Below are 19,483 nucleotides of genomic sequence, written 5' to 3'. Positions count from 1 at the left end.
ATGCGCGACGACAGATCACAGGCGTACACTCTAGAAGGCGTGTTCGCGGCGATAATCGTCCTCTCGGCGATGCTGTACGGACTCCAGATCGTGGACGTGGGGCCCTGGACGAGTGAGTCCGCAGAACGGACCGAGCAGCTCCGGAGCCAGGCCGCGGATACGCTCGATCTGGCTGCGAGCAACGGAACACTGAGCCGTGCCGTCAGATGCTACGGGACTGCCGGGAAACGGGCGTTCGACGGGGGCCGCCTCAATACGGGAACGCCACGGTCCACTACGCTCGAACGGATGCTGAACAAGACGTTCGACGAGCGGGATTACGAGTACAATCTCTACTTCTACTACTGGGACGGCTCCGGTGAGCAAGAGCGTGTCGTCGCATCACGTCAGTTCGAGACCAGCGGTGATATCGCGGCCCCCTCAGACGCCGCGGCCATCGTGAGTCGCCGGATCGCCGTCTACGACGACCAGTCGAGCCTGTACACCACGGAAACCGACGCCCGCGAGTGCGGCACCGAGTTCGACTCCCTGAAGGATACGTCCCCATTCTACATGCCCGATGCCGAACCCGACAAGCCACTGTACAACATCGTGGAGGTGCGTCTGGTCGTATGGTGACTGGCTCGCGTGACCGAGGGCAGTTGCTTCTGGTCGGTGGCATCGTCCTCGGGATCGTCATCCTGGGGACCGTCGTCCTGCTGAACGGGATGCAGTTCAACGACACCATCGGATCACAGGGGAACCAGCAGGCCCTCCAGAACGCCGAGCGGACCCAGGAAATGGTCAGACAGGACCTCCAGCGGATGGCGTCGCGCGTCGCCGCCGGAACCGACGTCACCGACTCCGGGAAACTGGAGAGTGCGTACCGGTCGAACGTCTCCACGTACGCGCAACTGTACTCGAACATGACCTTCGAGGACGGAATCGTGTTCGTCAACGCGACGTTCAACGAAAGCGCCTCGGAGAACGGGCGGTTGCTCGAACAGACGTCGACCGATACGTTCCAGCTTGCCGATCCGACGGTGGCAAACGACTGGATTGTCGGCAACGAGATGATGATCCTAGCGCCGATGGAATTCACAGTCGATGACTTTCCGGATAACAACGGTGCAAATAGACCGAACACGACGATCCGCGTAACAGGTAGTGACGGGAACGTGTGGGAGCTGCGGATTAACCGTTCCGAGACCGATCCGATAGATGGGCCTGCGTTCATTGCAATCGTGAACGGCGAGCAGCGAGCTGTCGAGTCAGTCGATCCCGGCGCGAGCGTGAACCTCGGGACCGGGGAACTGGAGGCGGACCCGGGTTCGGGAACGACGACCGTCCCGGCCTTCGAGTTCAACGAGTACGTCTCGCGTCCCTACACAGTGGAAATCGACAACGAGCAAAATGGTCTCGGTGCCGGAAAACTCCCGAAGGGCACGTACCGGATCGGCACCGACAGCCGCTATCTCGACACGCAGTCGGGCGGAGGCGTTCAACCGGAGATCACGAACCCGGTACTCCGTCCAGCGGTGGACCTCACCTACCGGCGACCGGAGCTGGACTATCGGACGACGATCTACCTCAACGCGACCGGAGGTGGGAGCTGATGTGGCTGCGTGACGATAGTCGCGGGGCGTCGATCCCGCTCACACACGCGTTGAGTCTCGGAATCACCGCGCTGTTGATCGCAGGTCTGTTGCTGGGAAGCGGGCAGTTACTCGACCGACAGACCGAACGCGTCACCGAAAAGGGGCTGGCAGACGTGAGCGAGGGCGTTACGAACGAGATTACCCGTATCGACCGACTCGCCACCACCGACGGGAACACGGACGCCGATCTCTCCTCGCGCGTGACGTTCCCCGCCCGGATCGCCGGCGAGGGGTACGATATCACGTTGCGAGAGCGCAGCGGGACGGCAGTCCTGTACGCGAACGCATCGGGACTCTCCCGGCAGGTACAGCTATCACTCGATTCCGACGTCTGCCCACGCTCTATCAACGGCGGGCCGATCAGAATCGTCTACGACAATTCGGACGACTGTATCTCGCTGCAACCGACCAGCAGGTGACAATGTCAGGAATTACTAGACCGACGGAACGGAGTGTCTCCGATCTGATCGGGTTCATCCTCATGTTCTCGATCATCGCCAGCAGTGTTAGCCTGATCTACCTCGTCGGATTCGATACGCTCGAAGACTTCAGCGACGACGAGGACGTCCAGACCGCCGATCGAGCGATGCGTGGCGTCGCGGAGACGTTCGAGGACATCCACAGGCAGGGCGTCCCGGAGCGATCACTCGACGTCGGCATCGATGGTGCGAACCTCGATCTCGTGGAATCCGGTATCGAGTTACGAGTGAAAGAAACGACCGGACCCGGTAGTCCACGCGAGTTCGACATCGAAACGAACGCACTCACGGTCAGTCGCAGTGGCTCCGCCGACGAGATCGCCTACGAGAGTGGGGCCCTGTTCCAGGTCGGAGAACAGGGGAGCATAATCCGGCATCGCCCCGTGTTCAGTTGTGAGGATGGCACGGCAATTCTATCCGTCGTCCAGCTCACGGGGTCGGTAAGTATCAGCGTCGAAGACCCCGTCCAGGTCACCGGACGTCAGACCGAGACACGTCGACTCTATCCGTCTCCCGGTAGTTCACCCAAGGCGACGGAAATTACGATCGACGTGACTGACTCGCGTTACGCGTCCGCGTGGGACAACTATCTCGACCGGCTGGGTTCCGAACAGGACTGGGTACAGGACAGCAACGGCGTCTATACGTGCAATGTCAACCGCGTCTACATCCGACAGACGACGATCAACGTCGAAGCGATCGACTGAACGAGACCACGTGCCCTGCCCAGAATCCCAGGTGCGGCCCGCCCGATCCGAACACGAGGTCGGCTGTGAGGTGCACGGCATCGTCCGTGTGGTGAGCTACACGGCTCCGCGGACGGCCGGGCGGGGTTCGACGAAACGGTTTCTCCCGTGGGGCCGCGATTCGCCCATGGTTCCAGGCGGTCCGTTCCGATCGGATTGGGCAGTGTTCGGGCCGCTCCGCCGTTCGGGAGGGGTGAGAGCGCGGTGACGACGAGCGGTCGCGCCGCTCGCGTCTCGGCACCGCCCCGTTTGCCCCAGTTCCGACGAGCGTCGAATGGCTCGGTCGGGTCCGGAGTTCGTGTTATCTCGAAAGGCCAAACCAGGAGCGGTCCCGGAAGAGGAGGCGTCCTATCAGGAAAGGAGAGCGAGGGTATCGCTCCGGGGTATCGGTCGGTAGACAGCCCAGGAGTGACCGACGAGATGCGGGTATGTGAGTGCCGGGTCCCGGTTGCTGTTACCCCAACTGGATTTTGTTGACATTGACCGAGATCAGGTCACTTTCGGCGGTTTCGTCCATGTCGTAACCCGACGGGTCGTCTTTGATCCTGATAGTGCCCTCGAACTCGTCGTCGTCGGTGACGATCCTGTAGTCGTAGATATCGGGCGTTGCGGACCCGAGTCCGGTGTCGAGGTCGACGGTCGTCGCGCTGTTTTCCAGTGTGACTGGTTCCGAATCCGGCAGGTCCTCGTAGGTCCCGTCGTCGTTAGCGTCGATCTGCAGTTCGACGTCCTGCGTATCGCTGATCGGTTCGGCGTTCTGGACGACGGCAGTGAGCTGGTCGATGCTCGTTCTGGTGATCGTGTCGCCACGGTCGTAGCGCTCGGTGCCGACGTAGACGGCATCGATCTCGAACTCCGGTTCGGTGACTTCGACGGTCCTGAACGCCGTCGTGTTCTCCGTCTCGATCTCGATGGTCGCCTCACCGTGGTCGGGGCCAGCGTCGAACGAGAAGACGTTCGTCCGCTCGTCGTCCCGGGGAATCGTCACGGGCCAGGTCGGCGACGAATCGAGCGAGACCGACGACCCGGAGTTGGCGACGGACACCTCGACGGTCTGTGTCCCATCCTCCTGTCCGATATTGTTCACGCCGGCGGTGACGTCGAAGTCCGTCCCGGGTTCGACCGCGTCCGGGATCGACTCGAACCCGGGGATGAAGAACGGCTGAACCTGGGTACCGACGTAGAGGTTCCGCCGCTCGCGCTGGTCCTCGTTGCTCGCCAGTCGGAACTCGACCTCGTGGAGTCCCTCCGAGAGGCCGGTCGAGGAAACGGGGACGGAGACCGTTTCGTTGCTCGTTCCGGGGATGGACCCGGTATCGACCGATTTCTCCAGCGAACCGTCGACGTAGACGTCGACCTCGGTGCTGCCATCTAGGCCGCCGTTGTTACGGATGCCGACCTCGAATCCGGCGTCGTTCGGCCGCGTGACCTGTGCCGGGCCGCTCGTGTTCAGGAGTTCGAACTCCGGTTCGGTCCTGGTCGTCTCCTGTACCTCGACGACCTCGAACAGCACGACGGCGTCGTTATAGTCCGGGTCGCCCGCCGTGTCCGCGTTCTCGTACTCGGCGTTGTCTTCCGAGAGTTCGTATAGCAGGAGACGCTGGTCGGGTTCGAGCTGGACGTGTCCCGTGCTGTTGATGTCGACGCGACTGCTCTCGGAGATGATGTCAGCCGCGCTCCGCTGGTCCGGTCGGGCTTCCTCGAAATTGGGGATCTTGCTGTCGGTCCGGTTCAGGATCTTCAGGTTCCCCTGATTGCTGCTCTTGCTGACGTTGTGCCACGCATCATTCGTGTCGAAATCGCACCGAAGTCGGTTCGCATCCTCGTATGTGTCGGTCGTCTCGTCGTAGTACGTCCTGACGCCGTCGTCGGGGGCGCCGACGCCCCTATCGAAGTCGATGTCAACGTCGTTGGAAGCACACGAAGTGCCTTGGTACGAAGCGGCGAATACGGATAGTTGCGTCCCAGGGCCAACGGTAACGGACTTGTTGAGCATCGGGCTCTCCTGAATCTGGCGGACGCGCATGGTCGGCGTGTTAAGATCAGTTTCCGGCCCCCACGCGTAGATCCGCTCGTTGGGGTTCGACTCGTTGCTGGTATAGATGTGCATGGTCACGGGACCTCGGTTGATATAGTGGGGGCCCTCCCAGTAATCCGGGGCGTCAAACCAGTAGCCAGTCCCAGTCAGAGCGGTCCCCAGAACCGTCAGGCTGGCCGTGATGTTGCGGGTCGTGTTGATCGTCGCGTTCCCGCTCCCGCCGATCCCGATCCCCGAACTGTTTTGATAGACGTTGAGCGTTCTCGAGAGCGAGGTATCGGCGGTCTCGACGGTGACCTCGTTGGCAACGATGTTCGCACTGTCGGTGTCGAACGTTAGATTCACGCGCTCGGAATTGCCGCTATCGACGGTTTCGTCCAAGACCACGTCCATCTCGGTGCCGTTGAGCGACGCCGTGACGTCCTGCGTGCCGGTCGTCGCGCCCGTGTTCGTGATGAGCGCCGAGACGTTGACCGTATCGCCCTGGATGGCCGGTTCCGGCGTCAGTTCTACCTCCGAGACGAGGAAGTAGGGACTGGTGGATTCGACGACACTGAAGCCGCCGGTCTGGGAGACGTTCGCGGTCTCCAGTGTGTAGACGTACTCACCGGGATGTTCGATACCGGAGAACGTGTAATCGAACGTTTCGGTGTTACCGGGGGCAACCACCCCTGCCTGATCGTCGGTCAGCACCGTCCCGCTCGTGCTTGCGTCCTCGACGAGTGTCCTGTTCCCGGCGTGCCGTATCTCGAACGTCACCCGCTCGCTGGCTGTGCCAGGCTGAGCGGGCGTACCGCCCGTGTTCTCTACGTCCGCTTCGACCGTTATCGACGTATCTTTCAGCGGCGTGTTCGACCCGGATAGACCGAGGTCGTCGATCGCGTAGTACGGGTTGTCACCGACCGAAATCCGTGTCACCGGACTCTCGGGGAGGTCGCCGTCCGGATCGAGAGCGGCAGTCCTGACCTTCGCATCGAGATTCGGGGCCTGTGTAACTGTCGGGATCGCGAAACTGAGAGTCCGGGTCGATCCCGCTGGGATCGTGGTCGCGTTTTTCACTTCGATGACATCGTCGGCGATACTCCCGTCGTCGTCAGTGTCGAAGTGGAACTGGAAGTCACGGGTGGTCGGGACGGCGCCGGTGTTCTCCACGTTGACGACGAAGTCCTCGTCGTCGGTCTGACTGACCGAACTGGGGGTGGAACTGTCGACGGTGATGTCGAGATCCGCGGGATCGTCAGTGACGTTGATGATCGTACTGCTGACCTCGTCACCGGTGTCGATTTCTATCTTGTAGTCCGTTCCCTCGTCCGGTTCGCCGTCCGCGTCCGCATCGAAGTTGGAGCCGGCAAACTGGAAGTCGAGTCGTTCGTTCTCCTCGACGAGGAGCGTCGACGTCGTTTCGGTCGAAGACGCCTGCTCGGACCATCCGTCGCCGTCCTCGACGTACAGTCGAGTTTCGACAGTACTGCTCCCGGGTTCCCCGCCGACGTTTCTGATCGCCGGATCGAACGACAGTTGCTCGCCTTCTTCGTGTGTCGGGGTGAGGTCACTATCGTTGACGGCGAACTCCGCTCGGCGCGTATCGCCGAGATCGAACTCGACCGTGAGCGGATCCGGGCCAGAGACGATCGACGCCTGGGGCCGTGAGTCCCATTGGTCGTTCGCGTAGTTACTCCACGCAGTCGAGAAGGGGCTCCCCGAAACAGTCATCGTGACCGAATCCAGGTCTTCGGGGGCACACTTGATGCCGGATGTCGACGAGCCGGACTGGAGTTCGTCGGCCGTCTCGTCGACGAACAGGGACTGGGTGAGATTCTCGTTGAACCGCCGTGTTTCGAGTCGGTCGAGTCGTGCCTGGATCTGGCTGTTCATCTGCCCCTCGACGTTCGCCATCGAGAGTTCGACCCGACCGTTCCGGTAGCTGATGGCCGGCGGCGATACCATCGTCGATCCGCCGTCCGGATAGCTCCGCCAGACACCACCTGCCTCGTAACCGACCAGCTCGTTGTCGCGGTTTTCGTAGACGAGCGTCGAGATCTGGACATCTCCGGTCGTGCACGTCGTTCCGCTCTCCGTTTCCGCGACGAGTTCGATCGAAGTTTGTCGGATGACCTCCGTGTTCCCCTGCATCCGATCCGGCAGACTGAACGATGCTGTCTCTTCGTCGCCCGTCTTCAGCCCAGACAAACGGCTCGAGAGAGCCTGCATCGACTGCTGGGCCACTTCCATGTCGTTCTGCTGTCGAACCTCGTCGGCCGCGCTCCCGCCCAAGGTAACCACCAGGAGAGCGCCGACGATCGCGATTCCGAAGAGGAGGACCACTGCTATCGTATTTGATACCGCTCGCTCATCACTTGTGCGTGCGGCCCCCAAATTTTTCATACGGCTTCCATTACTGATACGTACCTATAAATCCATCGTCAGTTTCCACCGTCGACACAGAGGTGCCAGTACCGGGGGTTTCAGGCGCCTCTACTGCAGATTGTCGAATCGCGACCCTCGACGAGTTCGAGTCTCGAATCCGAAAATGTAGTGTAATTGAACGCCGTCGTGGCTCGTTTGTCACAGATTATATACGAGACAGCAATCGAGTCGGCGGACGGGTTCCAGCGGCGTCGACAGCCGCGAAAGCCGTATTCCTGTGGAGTGAGTGGTACCCTTCACCAGTTTTTGATAGTATCACTGGTAGAAACGATGGTCAAGAGGCCGGCGCAACGAAGCTGGCACGCCGACGGGCCGGTCCGGGGACTCGAGTGCGTCTCACTCATTCTCGCCCCCTCGAAAACTCGGTCGCTCCGATGGACTCGCCGGGATTTGAACCCGGGGCCTTCCCCGTGCCAGGGGGATGATCTACCGCTGATCTACGAGCCCTCGCATCACCGGATACCCGGTGGGTTTTCTTAAACCCATCGAAGCGGTGAGACGGATGGGTGGTCGAGAGCCGACAGACCCCCGAACTGCCACGGTGTAAGGAGTCATTATCACAGGCGGTAGTTCGGCCAGAAGCATTATATCCCGGACAGACAATCACCCGATAGCAGACCGACGCAGTGCCGGGCCCGGGCAGACCCGGCATCGGATACAACGGACCAGATCGACGGTGTTGGCATCCCAATCATCGGGGTCTCGATCCGCCTCTGGGGCAGGCGGGTCGGCACGGTCGACCCCAGACGGCGGCGCTCGTAACGTGGGTGGTCGGGTCGCGGAGTCACGCGACCGTCGCGACCGGGCCCAGACGACGCTCGATTTCGCCGTCGGTGTGAGCCTGTTTCTGATCGTCTTCATTTCGGTGTTCATCTTCGTCCCGGGGACGCTCCAGCCGTTCGCGGAGGGCGGCCAGGAGGAGATCGTCTCCGCGAACCGGGTCGCCGACAGCCTCTCCGAGGGACTGCTTGGCGATCCGGCGGGTCCGCACACGCTGAACGCGACGTGCACGCGCGAGTTCTTCAAAGACGGCGGTGGGAGTCCGCCGGACGGCTGTGGATTCGAGAGCGGCGACCTGACGAAACGACTCGGCCTCAAGGACAGGCAGTTCGCGAACGTCACGATCCGGGGGAACCTCTCGAACGACGGCGACGGGGCGGACATCCTCTGTATCGAGTCCTCGGGGACGCTCGCCGAGCGCGACAACTGTAGCGGCGGGACGGAGTTACGGAGCGGGGCGTCCCCGCCCAAGCGGTCGGGAACGTCGGTCAAGGCCCGCCGAACCGTCGACATCGACGGCACGGACGCGACGCTGATCGTCGAACTGTGGTAACATGAGAGCACAGGTACACACACTCGAAGCGATCGTGGCCGCCCTGTTGATGGTGACGAGCATCCTCTTTGCGCTCCAGATCACGGCCGTCACGCCGCTGTCGGCGAGCACGTCGAGCCAGCACATCGAGAACCAGCAGCAGGCGAGCGTCGAGGGCGTCCTCTCGGGCGCCGCCGAGAACGGCGAACTGCGGCCCGCGCTCCTCTTCTGGAACAACTCCTCGGGCCAGTTCCACAACACATCGAGCGACGACTTCTACAGCAGTCGCGCCCCGCCGAACGCCTTCGGGGAGCGCCTGGAGCGTGCCTTCGGCGACCAGGGTATCGGCTACAACGTCTACGTGATCTACAAGACGGCGGGCGGCGGGCGGCGCGTCCAGGAGATGGTCTATCAGGGCGAGCCCAGTGACAACGCGGTCCGGTCCGGGCGGACGATGACGCTCACGGACGACGCGACGCTGTACGACCACGAGGGCCGGGAGACGGAGATTCCGGTCAACAGGTCGAACTTCTATGCCCCGGACGTGTCGCCGGAGAGCGGGACCTACAGCGTCCTCCGCGTGGAGGTGGTCGTATGGCGGATCTGAGGCGGCTGGCGCCGACGGACACCGAGCGGCGCGGGCAGATACTGCTGGTCACGGGCTTCGCGCTCGCCGTGGTGTTCGTCGGCCTGGCGCTCGTGTTCAACTCGGTCATCTACACCGAGAACCTGGCGACCAGAAGCGAGAGCACGACCACCTCGGACCCGGTCATCCACAAGCAGTCCCTCGAAGCGGGGACCGAACGGATCATCGAGTACGTCAACGAGTACAACGCGACGAACGCGAGCGGGTACGACCCGGTAGCGAAGAACGTGACGTGGGCGTTCGAGAACATGACAGCGGTGATGATAGACCAACAGTTAGAGGACGGCCAGGTCGTCGACGATTCGATCCGTGACTTCGAGAACGGAACCCTGGTACAGCAGACGAACGCTTCCCGGAACTTCACCAGTGCGACCAACGCGACCAACTGGACACCGATCAACGGCAGTGCGAACGGCGTCAGGGGGATGGAGTTCAACGTCACGGAGATCCACAGCGGAACCGCGTTCAACGTCACTGCCGAGGACGGCGACGGCGACGAGTGGGAGATGAAAGTCCGGAGCGGGGACGCGATACAGGTCGAGACGCCGTCCGGAACGACGACGGAGTGTGGGCCCCCCTCGGGCGCCACGCCGTTCCGGATCAACGTCTCGGCCGGGACGGTCGCGGACGGGAGCGGCGGGACCGAATCGTGTTCCGAACTCGCGTTCGAGGGTCTCGGGACCGTCGAAGCGGTCGAGTTCAACCACAGCGACAACGCGAACGGGAGTTACTCGTTTATCGTGAACAAGACCCGAAGCAACGTCGATACGTCCGGCGTCGACTACGGACCGAACTCCCGATGCCCGAGGATAGATCCGGCGATCTGGGGCGTCACGGTCGAAGTCGACTACGAGAGCGACGTGCTGGAGTACGTGACGGACTTCCGGGTGGTCCCGGGTGAGGCCGATGCGTAGGGCCGACCGCGGGCCGACAGATGGGCGGGCAAACGCGGGCGACCGCGGGCAGGCGGTCACGCTCAACTACACTATCGGGATCGCCATCGCCACGGTGCTCGTGACCGGGCTGCTCATCGCCGGAGGGGGATTCGTGAGCAACCAGCAGGAACAGGCGTCGCGGTCGGAACTCAGGGTCATCGGCCAGCAGGTGGCCGCTAGCATGGAGGCGACCGACCGGCTGGCGAACACGACGGAGCCCGGCGACACCGTCAACTTTTCCCGTGACCTCCCGCCGAACGTCGCCGGGTCGACCTACGAGATCGAGCTCGTGGAACGGGCGGACCCACACCTCCGGCTGACGACGAACAACCCGGAGCTGAACGTGACAGTCGAGTTCTCGAACCGGACGGCAGTGACGGGGAACACCGTCGACGGCGGGAAAGTCGTGTTCACGTACCGTGACGACGGCACGGTCACGATCCAGGAGGGTGACCCATGAACCGTCGCGCGGCCTCGAACGTGATCGGCTTCCTCCTGATATTCAGCCTCGTGGCGTCGGTCATCGCCATCGTCTCCGTGACCGGCGTGGACGCACTCAACGACATCAAACAGGGCGAGCAGAGCCGGAACGCCGAACGGGCGTTCGACGTGCTCAGCGACAATCTCAACGACGTCCACCGGGAGGGTGCCCCGAGCCGGGCGACGGAGATCAGCCTCCAGGACGCGCAGATCGACACGACCGGCACGGCAACGATCAACATCACGGGATGGGACAGCTCCGACCCGGACACCAACTTCACGGTCAATCGGACCGTCAATCCGATCGTCTGGCAGCCACGCGGCGGGGACGACACGCGGATCAGCTACGAGTTCGGCGCCGTCATCAGGGAGCAACGGCAGGGCGGAATCGTGGTCACCGAACCGCCCTTCCAGATGGCGACCGACCGGACGATCCTGCCGGTGATCGACACTGACGGGTTCGAGCCCTCGACGTACAGCGGGACGACGCTCCGCGTGCGCGGCGTTCGGAACACCCCCCGCATCATCACCACCGGCGAGGGGTCGATGTACGACGAGCTCGAGGTGGAGATAACCTCGCCGCGGGCAGACATCTGGGCGTCGTACCTGGAGCGCGAACCCGGCACCGACTGCTCGCTGGGCGACGCGCCGGGAGAGCGCGACCGGGTGACCTGTGACCTCGACACGCGCGACCAGCTCTACATCGCCGTCTACCCCGTCACCGTCGAGATCGCCAGGTGAGCGGCCGACGCGTTCGGGACACGTTTCTGGAGGGGAGGATACTGCCCGACGTGAGCGGCCGGGCCACCGCTCGCGGATTGCATCGGTGGGGAGCAGTGGACGTGTCGCCGATTGACTGCCGTCGGGACCGTGACCCCGTCACGGGAGCGCGTGTGGGATATCGTCCCGGTCCTGGACCGGGACGGTCAGCTCGTCGTGGCGCAGCGGGTACTGGACGGGTGGCAGGTGCTGGCCGAACGGTCGCAAAAACTACCAAGGTGCGTCAGGAGTCGGGTTCAGTCGAAGTCGACGTCGATCTCGTTTTCGGTGATGTGAAGGTAGGTAATGTACTCCGCGCCGGTGGCCTCCTCGTAATCGAGGAACCCGACGGAAGCGCCCTCTTCGATCATATCACTGCCTCCTCCGCTAGTTGTCGCGTCGCACTCCGCCGACGGAGTCGATCCCTGGCTGTCCCCGACCTTGAGTTCGTAGTTCGTTCCCATCTTTGAGATGTAGTGGCTCGTGGTCCAGTTTACCGACTGAGTGTGGCCCGACACCGGTGAGATCGTCGTGCCGGTGCCGGGATCCTCTGTGTGGTCGTCGATTTCTATACCAGAGTCCGGTGTTTCGTTCGGAGAGAAGCACCACTTGCCGCTGGCCGCGCCGTTGGCGGTCACGTCTTCGTATTCGGCATCGACGTCGGTCCCCGAGAGGTTGAAGTAGAGTCTCTCGACCTTGCTGGAGCCGTCGGGGACGCACTCATAAACGTCGGTGGTGTTAGGACTGATCGGAGGGGTCGACCACTCGCGGTACTCCGTCGGGCTGGTATAAAGATACGATATCGTAGCGTCCCGACAGCCACCGCTGTTTTCCATGGTGATGTGTATCTCCATCTCCCTGCTGTTCTCGGAAGCAAACATCGACCAATGGCTCTCTCCGTTGATGTTCTTGCCCGGTTCAAGCGAGAGAGTGAACTCCCTCAGCGGGTGGCCCTCGCCGACCCCACTGATCTCCTGGCCGACGCCCTCGTCCGGAATGGGGAATTGCCCGGGCGCGCCGCCGAGGCTGACCAGCGTCAGCCGGACCGTCTGGTTGTTGTCGTAAACCCTGACCTCGCCGCTCGTGCGCTGGTCGAAGTAGTTCGCCCAGCCCTGGTAGTACTCGCTGTGAACGAACACCCGGACCGTCCCGTTCTTGACCGGATTCCGGTAGTGGCGGTCGGTCCCCTGGTAGTCGTAGGGTGCACCGGTACCGTTGTTGCCAGCACCGAGGTCCGCGCTCGTGTTGGGGTAGACCCGTCTCGCGTCCCCGTCGCTGGAGACGGTGACCGACGGCGACCCGCTCGCGCTCGACTGGCCCTGAACCTGGATTATCGGGAGCGTCAGCGTCGCCCCGCGGTAGTGGAACTCCGGCGGGGAAACCATCCGGGCCTCGCCCCGCGGGTCCAGCCGCCAGACGCCACCGCCCTGGTAGGCGATCCGACGGTCGTTGTTCTCGTAGACGACGGCACCGAGAGACTGGTTGTACACCTCTTCGGTCGCTCCCTCCTCGTAATTGACGTGTTTGATAGAGATGTAGCCGGCGTCGGGGTCGGTCTCGAACTGCCCGCTCTGTTGTTTGACGTTCAGACTCTGGGTGTCGGAGGTGCCGAGTGCGACCATCGCCGCCCTGGAGTCGAACAGCGTCATCGTCTGCTCGGCGCGTTTCAGCTCGGAGACGCTGTTGGTCTGCTCGAGCGCGTCGGCACCGAGCACGACCACGAGCGACGTGCCGCCGATGATGATGGCGAGAACCAGGAGGTAGCCGACGACGTTCGACTGCCCACGGTCGTCGTCGGACCCGCGCCGTTGGGCCCTGCCCGGAGACATGGTAGATGAGGTTTCCCATCCCGAGACATAAGCGCACTGGTCGATTATTCCTCGTGAGACTCGCAGGGGCACGGCGGGGCCGAGTAGTAACCGTCAAGTGTCCGAACGAGCACGTACGGGTGGGAACAGCACGGCCGCAAATCCGACTCGCCGCAGGAATCCGCCACCGGGCGACAGGCCCGGGGCGGACAGTCCGCTTTCGCGGCTTGGGATTGCGGTAGTGTCTCGGCACGCGCGGGCGGCAGCCCCGTCCGTCGCACCGACTACGCCGCGGTCAGTGCAGTTCCAACCACAACAATGGCACGAATGCACACACGCCGCCGCGGCTCGTCCGATTCGGACAAGCCCGTGGCAGACGAACCGCCGGAGTGGAGCGACGTCGACGCCGATGCCATCGAGGAGCGCGTCGTCGAACTGGCAGAACAGGGTCACTCGCCGAGCGAGATCGGCATGAAGCTCCGTGACGAGGGCGTCCAGGGAACGCCGATTCCCGACGTCAAACTCGCCACGGACAAGAAAGTCACCGAAATCCTCGAGGACCACGACGCGGAGCCGGACGTGCCCGAGGACCTGCGGAACCTGATGGATCGGGCCGTCCGCCTGCGCGACCACATGGAGGAGAACCCGACCGACTACCAGAACAAGCGAGCCCTCCAGAACGCGGAGGCGAAGATCCGCCGCCTGGTGGACTACTATCGCGGTGACGAGATGCCGGTCGACTTCACGTACTCCTACGACGTGGCCGTCGACATCCTGGAGGAGTAGGACATGTCGACCGCCGACCGTTCCACGGGGACCGAGGCGGCCGCGAGTGCCGTCGCAGGCGCCTGTCGCGACGCCGGCTTCGTCCGGCTCGTCGCGACGGCCGATGGCGACGCACTCGCCGCCACCGGCGTACTCGCTCGGGCGCTCGCCCGCCTGGACGTGCCGTTCCAGGCGAGCGTCACCGAGCCGCCGGCATCCTCGGCTCGCGGGACGGAGGCGGACGTGACAGTCTCCCTCGGGAGTGCCGACGCAGCGGCCGACCACACCGTCACGGCCGACGGAACCCCGGTCAGCGAGACCGCGTTCCTGGTCGCCGACGAACTCGGCGGCGCGGCCGACCCGGTGCTCGCGCTCGCCGGCGCGACGGCGGCAGAGACCGGACCGAGCGCCACCCTCGTCGAGGCAGCGGAAGCGGCGGGCACGACGCGTCGACCGGGCGTCGCCGTCCCGACGGCCGATATCGCCGACGGACTCGGCCACTCGACGCTCGTCCACGCTCCCTTCTCGGGCGACCCCGAGACGGCGAAGGCCGCGCTCGCGGACCTGAACCTCCTCGCGGAGGCGACCGGTGACGCGACCCTCGACGAGGGCGCACACCGGCGGCTGGCGTCGATGGTTGCGATCCGAACGGTCGGCGCGAACGACGCCAGCGAACGGGCCGCCGAAACGGTCGAGCGCGTCCTGCGCCCGGTCGTCGGCGGCCCCTTCGAGACGGTCGGCGGCTACGCCGACGTGCTCGACGCCGTGGCGCGCGAGGAACCGGGAACCGGCGTCGCACTCGCACTCGGCCACGACGCGCGCGCGGCGGCACTCGACGCCTGGCGGACCCACGGCGAGCGCGCCCACGGTGCCGTCCGCTCGGCGACGACCGGCCGGTACGACGGGCTGTTCGTCGCACGCGGCGCGGCGGCCGACCTGGGCGTGACCGACCCCGGCGACGTGCCGGTCGGCACGGCCGCACGGCTCCTCCGGGACTTCCGCTCGCCGGAGCCGGTCGCGCTGTTCGTCACCGACGGACGGGCGGCTGGCGCGGCCGCCGACGACCGCGACCTCGCCGCGACGATGCGCGAGGCCGCCGACGCCGTCGACGGCCGGGCCGCGGGCGGCACGCGGCGCGCACAGGCACGCTTCGAGACGGACACCGCCGAGTTCATCATGGCCTTCAGGGAGGCACTATGAGTCGAACGGCGACGATCACGACCGACCACGGGAGCGCCAAGCGAGCCGCGATGGTCGCGGCCGCGCTCACCCCCGACAACACCGACGAGATGACGACGACGACGGACGGCCGGCAGGTGACGATGACCATCGAGCGGGAGACGACCGGCGGGCTGCAGGCGACCGTCGACGACTACGTCGTTAACGTACGGATCGCGGACGAACTCACGGACACGACACAATCATGAGCGAACGATCAGTTTCACGACAGAAGCAGGGCAAGCAGTGGTACACCGTGCTCGCTCCGGAGCAGTTCGAGCGGGAGGAGCTGGGCGATACCCCTGCGGAGGAATCGGAACAGGTCCTCGGACGGACCATCGAAACCACGCTGGGCGATCTCCAGAACGACGCCAGCGAGAACAACAAGAAGCTCACCTTCAAGGTGAACGAGGTCGCCGGCGACTCGGCTTACAGCGAGTTCACGAAGTTCGAACTGACGCGTGACTACACGCGCAGTCTCGTCCGCCGTGGCTCCTCGAAGATCGAGGCGTTCGTCACCGTCCTGACGACGGACGACTACCGCCTCCAGATTCAGCCGGTCGCGTTCACCACGAAGTCGGCCGACGAGAGCCAGGAGAAGGCCATCCGCCGGACGATGATCGACCTCGTCGAGGACGCCGCCAGCGACCGCACCTTTCAGGACCTCGTCGACAGCGTCATCAACGGTCGCATCTCCTCGGCCATCTACAACGAGGCGAAGACCATCTACCCGCTTCGCCGCGTCGAAATCCAGAAGACGACCCTCGAAGCCCACCCCGAGGAAGTCGCCGCCGAAGAGGAGACAAGCGTCTCCGTCAGCGAGGAGGACGTGGACGTCGAGGACGTGGCCGAAGAGGACACGGCCGCCGACGAGTCGGCCGAAGCCGACGAGGAGTAGCGCCGCGTTTCGTTTCGTTTTTTCCGAACGTGGACAGCCGCAGGGCCGTCTCGATTACTCGGTCGACGTCGCGTCCGGGGTACTCGCCGTGCCGTCGGTCGGCGTCCCGCCGCGGTCGGTCGTCACCGTTACGCGACCACCCTCTGGCGTCAGCGTGGCGTCCTCGCTGACGACGACGCTACCGACCATCCCGTTTGGCTCGTGGGGAATGCAGACGTAGTTGTAGGTCCCGGGAATCTCGAAGGTGTGGGAGTACGTCTCGCGCTGGCTGATGCTGCCGCCGCTTCGCGCGTTCCAGGCATCGCGGGCGGCGTCCTCGGAGTCGAAGCCGCCGGAGGCGAAGTACGCGGCCTCCTCGGGGATGGCGTTCTCGTAGGCGGTGACGGTGTGGCTGGACTTGCTCGTGTTCTTCCAGACGACGGTGGTGCCGGGCGCGACGGCCAGCTCTTCGGGCCGGAAGCGGGAGACCGACATCCCGACGTCGTACTCGCTGGCACCGCCGGTACTCCCCGAGCCGAGACAGCCGGCAGCGGCGACGGTCGAGGCGCCGAGCGTCGCGAGAAAAGCCCGTCTGCGCATACGTGACGGTCGGGTCCGTACGGATATATGTGGCGTGGTTCGGGGCCGGCAGTGCGGGGGAGGGACCGTGGGGCGGCCGTGACGACCGTATCGAACGGACTAAGACGGCGGTGGGCGGACCGGGAGGTATGAAGCCGCGGTTCGTCGGTCGCTTGGGAGTCGCCGACGTCGTCACCGTCGCCAACGCGATGCTCGGGTTCGGGGCCGCCGTCGCGGCGCTGGTCGACCCGGCGCTGGGCGCGCGCCTGGTCCTGCTCGCGGCCATCGCCGACGGGCTCGACGGCGTGCTCGCCCGGAAGTTCGGCGGCACGCCCGTCGGGGAGTTCGTCGACTCGCTGGCCGACGTGGCCTCGTTCTGCGTCGCGCCCGCGGTGTTCGTCTTCGCCGTCGCCCGCGCCGAGTGGGGGCTGACACTGTCGCCGAGCGACCCGCCCGCCCTGCTCGCCGTGGCCCTGCTCGTCCCCGCGCTGTACGTCGGCGCCGGCGTCGTCCGGCTGGCGATGTACACCGCCTACGACATCGGCTCCCGGGACACCGAGGGGGTCCAGACGACGCTCGCGGCGACCATCCTCACCGTCGTCTACCTCGCCGGCATCCAGCGGGCCGCGTTCGTCCTCGGGCTGACGGTCGTGTTTACCTACCTGATGGTGACGACCATCGAGTACCCGGAGCTGAACGACTCCCACGCCATCGGGATGGGCGCGGTCCAGGCCGGCGCCATCGTCGCGCCGACGGCTTTCTACCGCCTCTTTCCGCGGGCGCTGCTCGTCATGGCCGTCCTCTATCTCATCGGGCCGTGGTTCTACCGGCGCTATCTCGTCGACGAGCGGTCGGACGCGGGCGCGTGAGTTCGGCGACCGCCTGGAATGGAAACGCCTTTTGGCCGGACACACGCAGTGCCGACTATGAGCACCGGGGACGACGACGGCGAGAGCGCGGAGTGGCAGTCCGTCGTCGAGGACTTCCAGGCCCGGCTCGACGACGTCGAGGGAGACATCGACGCCGCCGAGTCGCGGGAAGACCTCGACGAACTCGAATCGCGGGTCGACGCAATCGAATCCGCAGTTGCCGACTCCGACGTGCCCGAGGACAGCGAGGCGGCCGACGACCTCCAGGCACGGATCGACGCGGTCCGCGAGGCCATCCCGCCCGAGTGGACGGTCGCAGTCTGGGAGTTCGAAGACGAGATCGACGCCGTCGAAGCCGATATCGAGGGCGCCGAGAGCCAGGCGGACCTCGACGACCTCCACGACCGGCTCGACGACATCCTCGGGGACATCGAAGACTCGTCGATCCCCGCCGACGCCGACGAGTACGACGGCCTCGAATCGCGGGTCGCGGACGTGCGCGAGCAGGTCCCGCCGGACTGGCACGCGACCGTCTGGGCGCTCGAGGGCGAACTCGAAGACATCGAGTCGGAACTCGAAGACGCCGAACTGGAGGCCGAACTCGACGACGTCGAAGCCGAACTCGACGACGTCGAGGCCGACATCGACGCCATCGACTGGGGCGGCGGCGCGGCCGAGAGCGAGGAGGCCGACGCGGAGGAAAGCGAGGCCGAAGACGACGGCGAGGACGACGAGGAAGACGACGAACCCGACGAGCCTGCCGAAATCGAGGCGCTTCGCGAGACCGTTGCGGACCTGCGGAGCACCATCGAGGACAAGCGCGGCCCCTACGCCGAGGACGTACAGGAGGAAATCGAGTCCGGGGAGGAGACCCTGACCGAGACCGACTGGACGCCGGCGGGCCTCGACGACGCGACCGTCGCCGTCGAGGAGTTTCTCGACCTCGCCGGGAGCGAGTTCGTCGACACCTTCGAGGCAGCCAGCGACTCCGGGGCCGACCTCGCGGCGGCGCTGGCCGACGTGCGCGGCATCGTCGGCGAGACGGGCCTCGACCCCGACGGCGACAGGGAGACGGTCGTGACACTGCTGGACGGCGCCGAGACGATGACCGACCAGCTCGACGCCGCGGAGGCCTGGACGGACCTGACCGTCCAGCAGGAACTCGACCGGAAGGGGCTGTACGACGTGTTGAACCCCGAGAACCGGAAGGACTTCCCGCCGGAGTGGAACGCCGTCAAGATTTACGAGAAACAGTATCAGGAGGGCGACGAGGAGGCAATCGAGATGATCCTCCTGGCGATGGAGAAGCTGACCTCCGACTTCATGGAGGAGAACGTGCTCGACAGCCTGGAGCGGATCGCGCCGCCGGAGGCGTTCGACGAACTCGAGCAACTCGCCCAGAAGCGCAACAAACAGCCGATCCGCATCCTCGGTCGCATCGGCGACGAGCGCGCGCTGGAGACCATCCACGAGTTCGTCGACGGCGGCGACACGGCGCTCCGGAAGGTCACGCTCCGGGCCATCGGGATGATCGGGAGCGAGGACTCGACGCAGATCGTCGCGAACCAGCTGGTCGACGACGACGCCGAAGTGCGCTCGACCGCGGCACGGGCGCTCGGCCTCATCGGTGACACCCGCGCCATCGAACCGCTCGCCGACGTGCTGGAGGCCGACGCGGCCGACGAGGTGCGCGCCAGCGCCGCGTGGGCGCTCAATCGTATCGGCACCGAGCGCGCCCGCGAGGTCGCCGCCGAGTACGCCGACGACGCAGCCTACATCGTCCAGGCCGAGGCCGAGAAGGCACGGGCTGCGACCGAAAGCGCGGCCTGACGACGGGTCGGGTCCCGGCTCGACGCCAGTTCTTTTCCGAGGCGACCGTATGGACCGCCGCGAGCGCCACGCTTTCTA

The 19,483-nt window shown here is 64.9% G+C and carries 17 protein-coding genes, 1 tRNA gene and 1 pseudogene; 15 read left to right on the top strand and 4 right to left on the bottom strand.

What is annotated here, in order from left to right:
- Genes MUG96_RS07140 through MUG96_RS07125 form a run of 4 tightly spaced genes read left to right on the top strand, consistent with a single transcriptional unit; the run spans position 1 to position 2,823 of the window.
- Positions 1 to 618 (top strand): DUF7288 family protein, encoded by a 618-nt coding sequence (locus MUG96_RS07140; RefSeq protein ID WP_246987835.1) that lies wholly within the window; start codon positions 1 to 3, stop codon positions 616 to 618.
- Positions 612 to 1,595, top strand: a complete 984-nt coding sequence (locus MUG96_RS07135; RefSeq protein WP_246987833.1) for a DUF7261 family protein — start codon at positions 612 to 614, stop codon at positions 1,593 to 1,595. The genes MUG96_RS07140 and MUG96_RS07135 overlap by 7 nt, the downstream gene beginning before the upstream one ends.
- Positions 1,595 to 2,056, top strand: a complete 462-nt coding sequence (locus MUG96_RS07130; RefSeq protein ID WP_246987831.1) for a DUF7266 family protein — start codon at positions 1,595 to 1,597, stop codon at positions 2,054 to 2,056. Before MUG96_RS07135 ends, MUG96_RS07130 begins: the two co-directional genes overlap by 1 nt.
- Positions 2,057 to 2,058: 2 nt before the next feature.
- A complete protein-coding gene (locus MUG96_RS07125; protein ID WP_246987829.1) occupies positions 2,059 to 2,823 on the top strand; it encodes a DUF7289 family protein in 765 nt (254 codons plus the stop codon).
- Positions 2,824 to 3,316: 493 nt separating this feature from the next.
- On the opposite strand, the gene MUG96_RS07120 is transcribed toward MUG96_RS07125, so the two are convergent.
- Positions 3,317 to 7,285 carry a DUF7289 family protein gene (locus tag MUG96_RS07120; RefSeq protein WP_443984565.1) on the bottom strand — a complete coding sequence of 1,323 codons (3,969 nt, stop codon included), beginning with the start codon at positions 7,283 to 7,285 and terminating at the stop codon, positions 3,317 to 3,319.
- 417 nt (positions 7,286 to 7,702) lie between these two features.
- Positions 7,703 to 7,774 (bottom strand) — tRNA-Ala (locus MUG96_RS07115).
- Positions 7,775 to 8,090: 316 nt separating this feature from the next.
- Here MUG96_RS07115 and MUG96_RS07110 point away from each other — a divergent pair.
- From MUG96_RS07110 to MUG96_RS07090, 5 genes are read left to right on the top strand one after another with little or no spacing between them, the layout of a single operon-like run.
- Complete coding sequence (locus tag MUG96_RS07110; RefSeq protein ID WP_246987825.1) at positions 8,091 to 8,660, top strand: DUF7287 family protein; 570 nt, start codon at positions 8,091 to 8,093, stop codon at positions 8,658 to 8,660.
- 1 nt (position 8,661) lies between these two features.
- Positions 8,662 to 9,246: a DUF7288 family protein gene (locus MUG96_RS07105; RefSeq protein WP_246987823.1), complete on the top strand. Its 585-nt coding sequence runs from the start codon at positions 8,662 to 8,664 to the stop codon at positions 9,244 to 9,246.
- Complete coding sequence (locus MUG96_RS07100) at positions 9,234 to 10,199, top strand: DUF7261 family protein (RefSeq protein ID WP_246987821.1); 966 nt, start codon at positions 9,234 to 9,236, stop codon at positions 10,197 to 10,199. The genes MUG96_RS07105 and MUG96_RS07100 overlap by 13 nt, the downstream gene beginning before the upstream one ends.
- Positions 10,192 to 10,680 carry a DUF7266 family protein gene (locus MUG96_RS07095; protein ID WP_246987819.1) on the top strand — a complete coding sequence of 163 codons (489 nt, stop codon included), beginning with the start codon at positions 10,192 to 10,194 and terminating at the stop codon, positions 10,678 to 10,680. The genes MUG96_RS07100 and MUG96_RS07095 overlap by 8 nt, the downstream gene beginning before the upstream one ends.
- Positions 10,677 to 11,441 carry a DUF7289 family protein gene (locus MUG96_RS07090; RefSeq protein WP_246987817.1) on the top strand — a complete coding sequence of 255 codons (765 nt, stop codon included), beginning with the start codon at positions 10,677 to 10,679 and terminating at the stop codon, positions 11,439 to 11,441. The genes MUG96_RS07095 and MUG96_RS07090 overlap by 4 nt, the downstream gene beginning before the upstream one ends.
- A 275-nt stretch (positions 11,442 to 11,716) precedes the next feature.
- On the opposite strand, the gene MUG96_RS07085 is transcribed toward MUG96_RS07090, so the two are convergent.
- A complete protein-coding gene (locus tag MUG96_RS07085) occupies positions 11,717 to 13,288 on the bottom strand; it encodes a DUF7289 family protein (protein ID WP_246987815.1) in 1,572 nt (523 codons plus the stop codon).
- 297 nt (positions 13,289 to 13,585) lie between these two features.
- Here MUG96_RS07085 and MUG96_RS07080 point away from each other — a divergent pair, with 297 nt between their 5' ends.
- Genes MUG96_RS07080 through MUG96_RS07065 form a run of 4 tightly spaced genes read left to right on the top strand, consistent with a single transcriptional unit; the run spans position 13,586 to position 16,148 of the window.
- Positions 13,586 to 14,053: a 30S ribosomal protein S15 gene (locus MUG96_RS07080; protein WP_246987813.1), complete on the top strand. Its 468-nt coding sequence runs from the start codon at positions 13,586 to 13,588 to the stop codon at positions 14,051 to 14,053.
- A 3-nt stretch (positions 14,054 to 14,056) separates the two neighbouring features.
- Complete coding sequence (locus MUG96_RS07075) at positions 14,057 to 15,232, top strand: hypothetical protein (RefSeq protein ID WP_246987812.1); 1,176 nt, start codon at positions 14,057 to 14,059, stop codon at positions 15,230 to 15,232.
- Complete coding sequence (locus MUG96_RS07070; RefSeq protein ID WP_246987810.1) at positions 15,229 to 15,459, top strand: KEOPS complex subunit Pcc1; 231 nt, start codon at positions 15,229 to 15,231, stop codon at positions 15,457 to 15,459. The genes MUG96_RS07075 and MUG96_RS07070 overlap by 4 nt, the downstream gene beginning before the upstream one ends.
- Positions 15,456 to 16,148, top strand: coding sequence for a 30S ribosomal protein S3ae (locus tag MUG96_RS07065; protein WP_246987808.1), 693 nt, complete (start codon positions 15,456 to 15,458; stop codon positions 16,146 to 16,148). Before MUG96_RS07070 ends, MUG96_RS07065 begins: the two co-directional genes overlap by 4 nt.
- A 159-nt stretch (positions 16,149 to 16,307) precedes the next feature.
- On the opposite strand, the pseudogene MUG96_RS07060 reads toward MUG96_RS07065, so the two are convergent.
- Positions 16,308 to 16,727, bottom strand: a pseudogene (locus MUG96_RS07060) (plastocyanin/azurin family copper-binding protein); the annotation flags it as partial.
- Between the two features lie 128 nt (positions 16,728 to 16,855).
- Here MUG96_RS07060 and MUG96_RS07055 point away from each other — a divergent pair.
- Together MUG96_RS07055 and MUG96_RS07050 are read left to right on the top strand one after the other, a co-directional pair.
- The gene (locus MUG96_RS07055) at positions 16,856 to 17,575 is read left to right on the top strand and encodes a protein sorting system archaetidylserine synthase (RefSeq protein ID WP_246987806.1); all 720 of its coding nucleotides are present in this window, start codon (positions 16,856 to 16,858) and stop codon (positions 17,573 to 17,575) included.
- Positions 17,576 to 17,632: 57 nt separating this feature from the next.
- Complete coding sequence (locus tag MUG96_RS07050) at positions 17,633 to 19,405, top strand: HEAT repeat domain-containing protein (protein ID WP_246987804.1); 1,773 nt, start codon at positions 17,633 to 17,635, stop codon at positions 19,403 to 19,405.
- Positions 19,406 to 19,483: the final 78 nt, after the last annotated feature.

The sequence above is a fragment of the Halorientalis marina genome (assembly GCF_023028345.1).
GTDB classification, from domain to species: Archaea; Halobacteriota; Halobacteria; order Halobacteriales; family Haloarculaceae; genus Halorientalis; species Halorientalis marina.
The sequence above is the reverse complement of the archived record's forward strand: the minus strand, read 5'-3'. Positions and strand labels throughout refer to the sequence as shown.

What these genes read in the sequence shown, in the direction of transcription:
- MUG96_RS07135 (WP_246987833.1), top strand. Translation starts at nt 612, where the DNA reads ATGGTGACTGGCTCGCGTGACCGAGGGCAGTTGCTTCTGGTCGGTGGC.
- MUG96_RS07090 (WP_246987817.1), top strand. Translation starts at nt 10,677, where the DNA reads ATGAACCGTCGCGCGGCCTCGAACGTGATCGGCTTCCTCCTGATATTC.
- MUG96_RS07065 (WP_246987808.1), top strand. Translation starts at nt 15,456, where the DNA reads ATGAGCGAACGATCAGTTTCACGACAGAAGCAGGGCAAGCAGTGGTAC.
- MUG96_RS07085 (WP_246987815.1), bottom strand. Translation starts at nt 13,288, where the DNA reads ATGTCTCCGGGCAGGGCCCAACGGCGCGGGTCCGACGACGACCGTGGG.
- MUG96_RS07055 (WP_246987806.1), top strand. Translation starts at nt 16,856, where the DNA reads ATGAAGCCGCGGTTCGTCGGTCGCTTGGGAGTCGCCGACGTCGTCACC.
- MUG96_RS07100 (WP_246987821.1), top strand. Translation starts at nt 9,234, where the DNA reads ATGGCGGATCTGAGGCGGCTGGCGCCGACGGACACCGAGCGGCGCGGG.
- MUG96_RS07080 (WP_246987813.1), top strand. Translation starts at nt 13,586, where the DNA reads ATGGCACGAATGCACACACGCCGCCGCGGCTCGTCCGATTCGGACAAG.
- MUG96_RS07070 (WP_246987810.1), top strand. Translation starts at nt 15,229, where the DNA reads ATGAGTCGAACGGCGACGATCACGACCGACCACGGGAGCGCCAAGCGA.
- MUG96_RS07050 (WP_246987804.1), top strand. Translation starts at nt 17,633, where the DNA reads ATGAGCACCGGGGACGACGACGGCGAGAGCGCGGAGTGGCAGTCCGTC.
- MUG96_RS07125 (WP_246987829.1), top strand. Translation starts at nt 2,059, where the DNA reads ATGTCAGGAATTACTAGACCGACGGAACGGAGTGTCTCCGATCTGATC.
- MUG96_RS07075 (WP_246987812.1), top strand. Translation starts at nt 14,057, where the DNA reads ATGTCGACCGCCGACCGTTCCACGGGGACCGAGGCGGCCGCGAGTGCC.
- MUG96_RS07140 (WP_246987835.1), top strand. Translation starts at nt 1, where the DNA reads ATGCGCGACGACAGATCACAGGCGTACACTCTAGAAGGCGTGTTCGCG.
- MUG96_RS07095 (WP_246987819.1), top strand. Translation starts at nt 10,192, where the DNA reads ATGCGTAGGGCCGACCGCGGGCCGACAGATGGGCGGGCAAACGCGGGC.
- MUG96_RS07120 (WP_443984565.1), bottom strand. Translation starts at nt 7,285, where the DNA reads ATGAAAAATTTGGGGGCCGCACGCACAAGTGATGAGCGAGCGGTATCA.
- MUG96_RS07130 (WP_246987831.1), top strand. Translation starts at nt 1,595, where the DNA reads ATGTGGCTGCGTGACGATAGTCGCGGGGCGTCGATCCCGCTCACACAC.
- MUG96_RS07105 (WP_246987823.1), top strand. Translation starts at nt 8,662, where the DNA reads ATGAGAGCACAGGTACACACACTCGAAGCGATCGTGGCCGCCCTGTTG.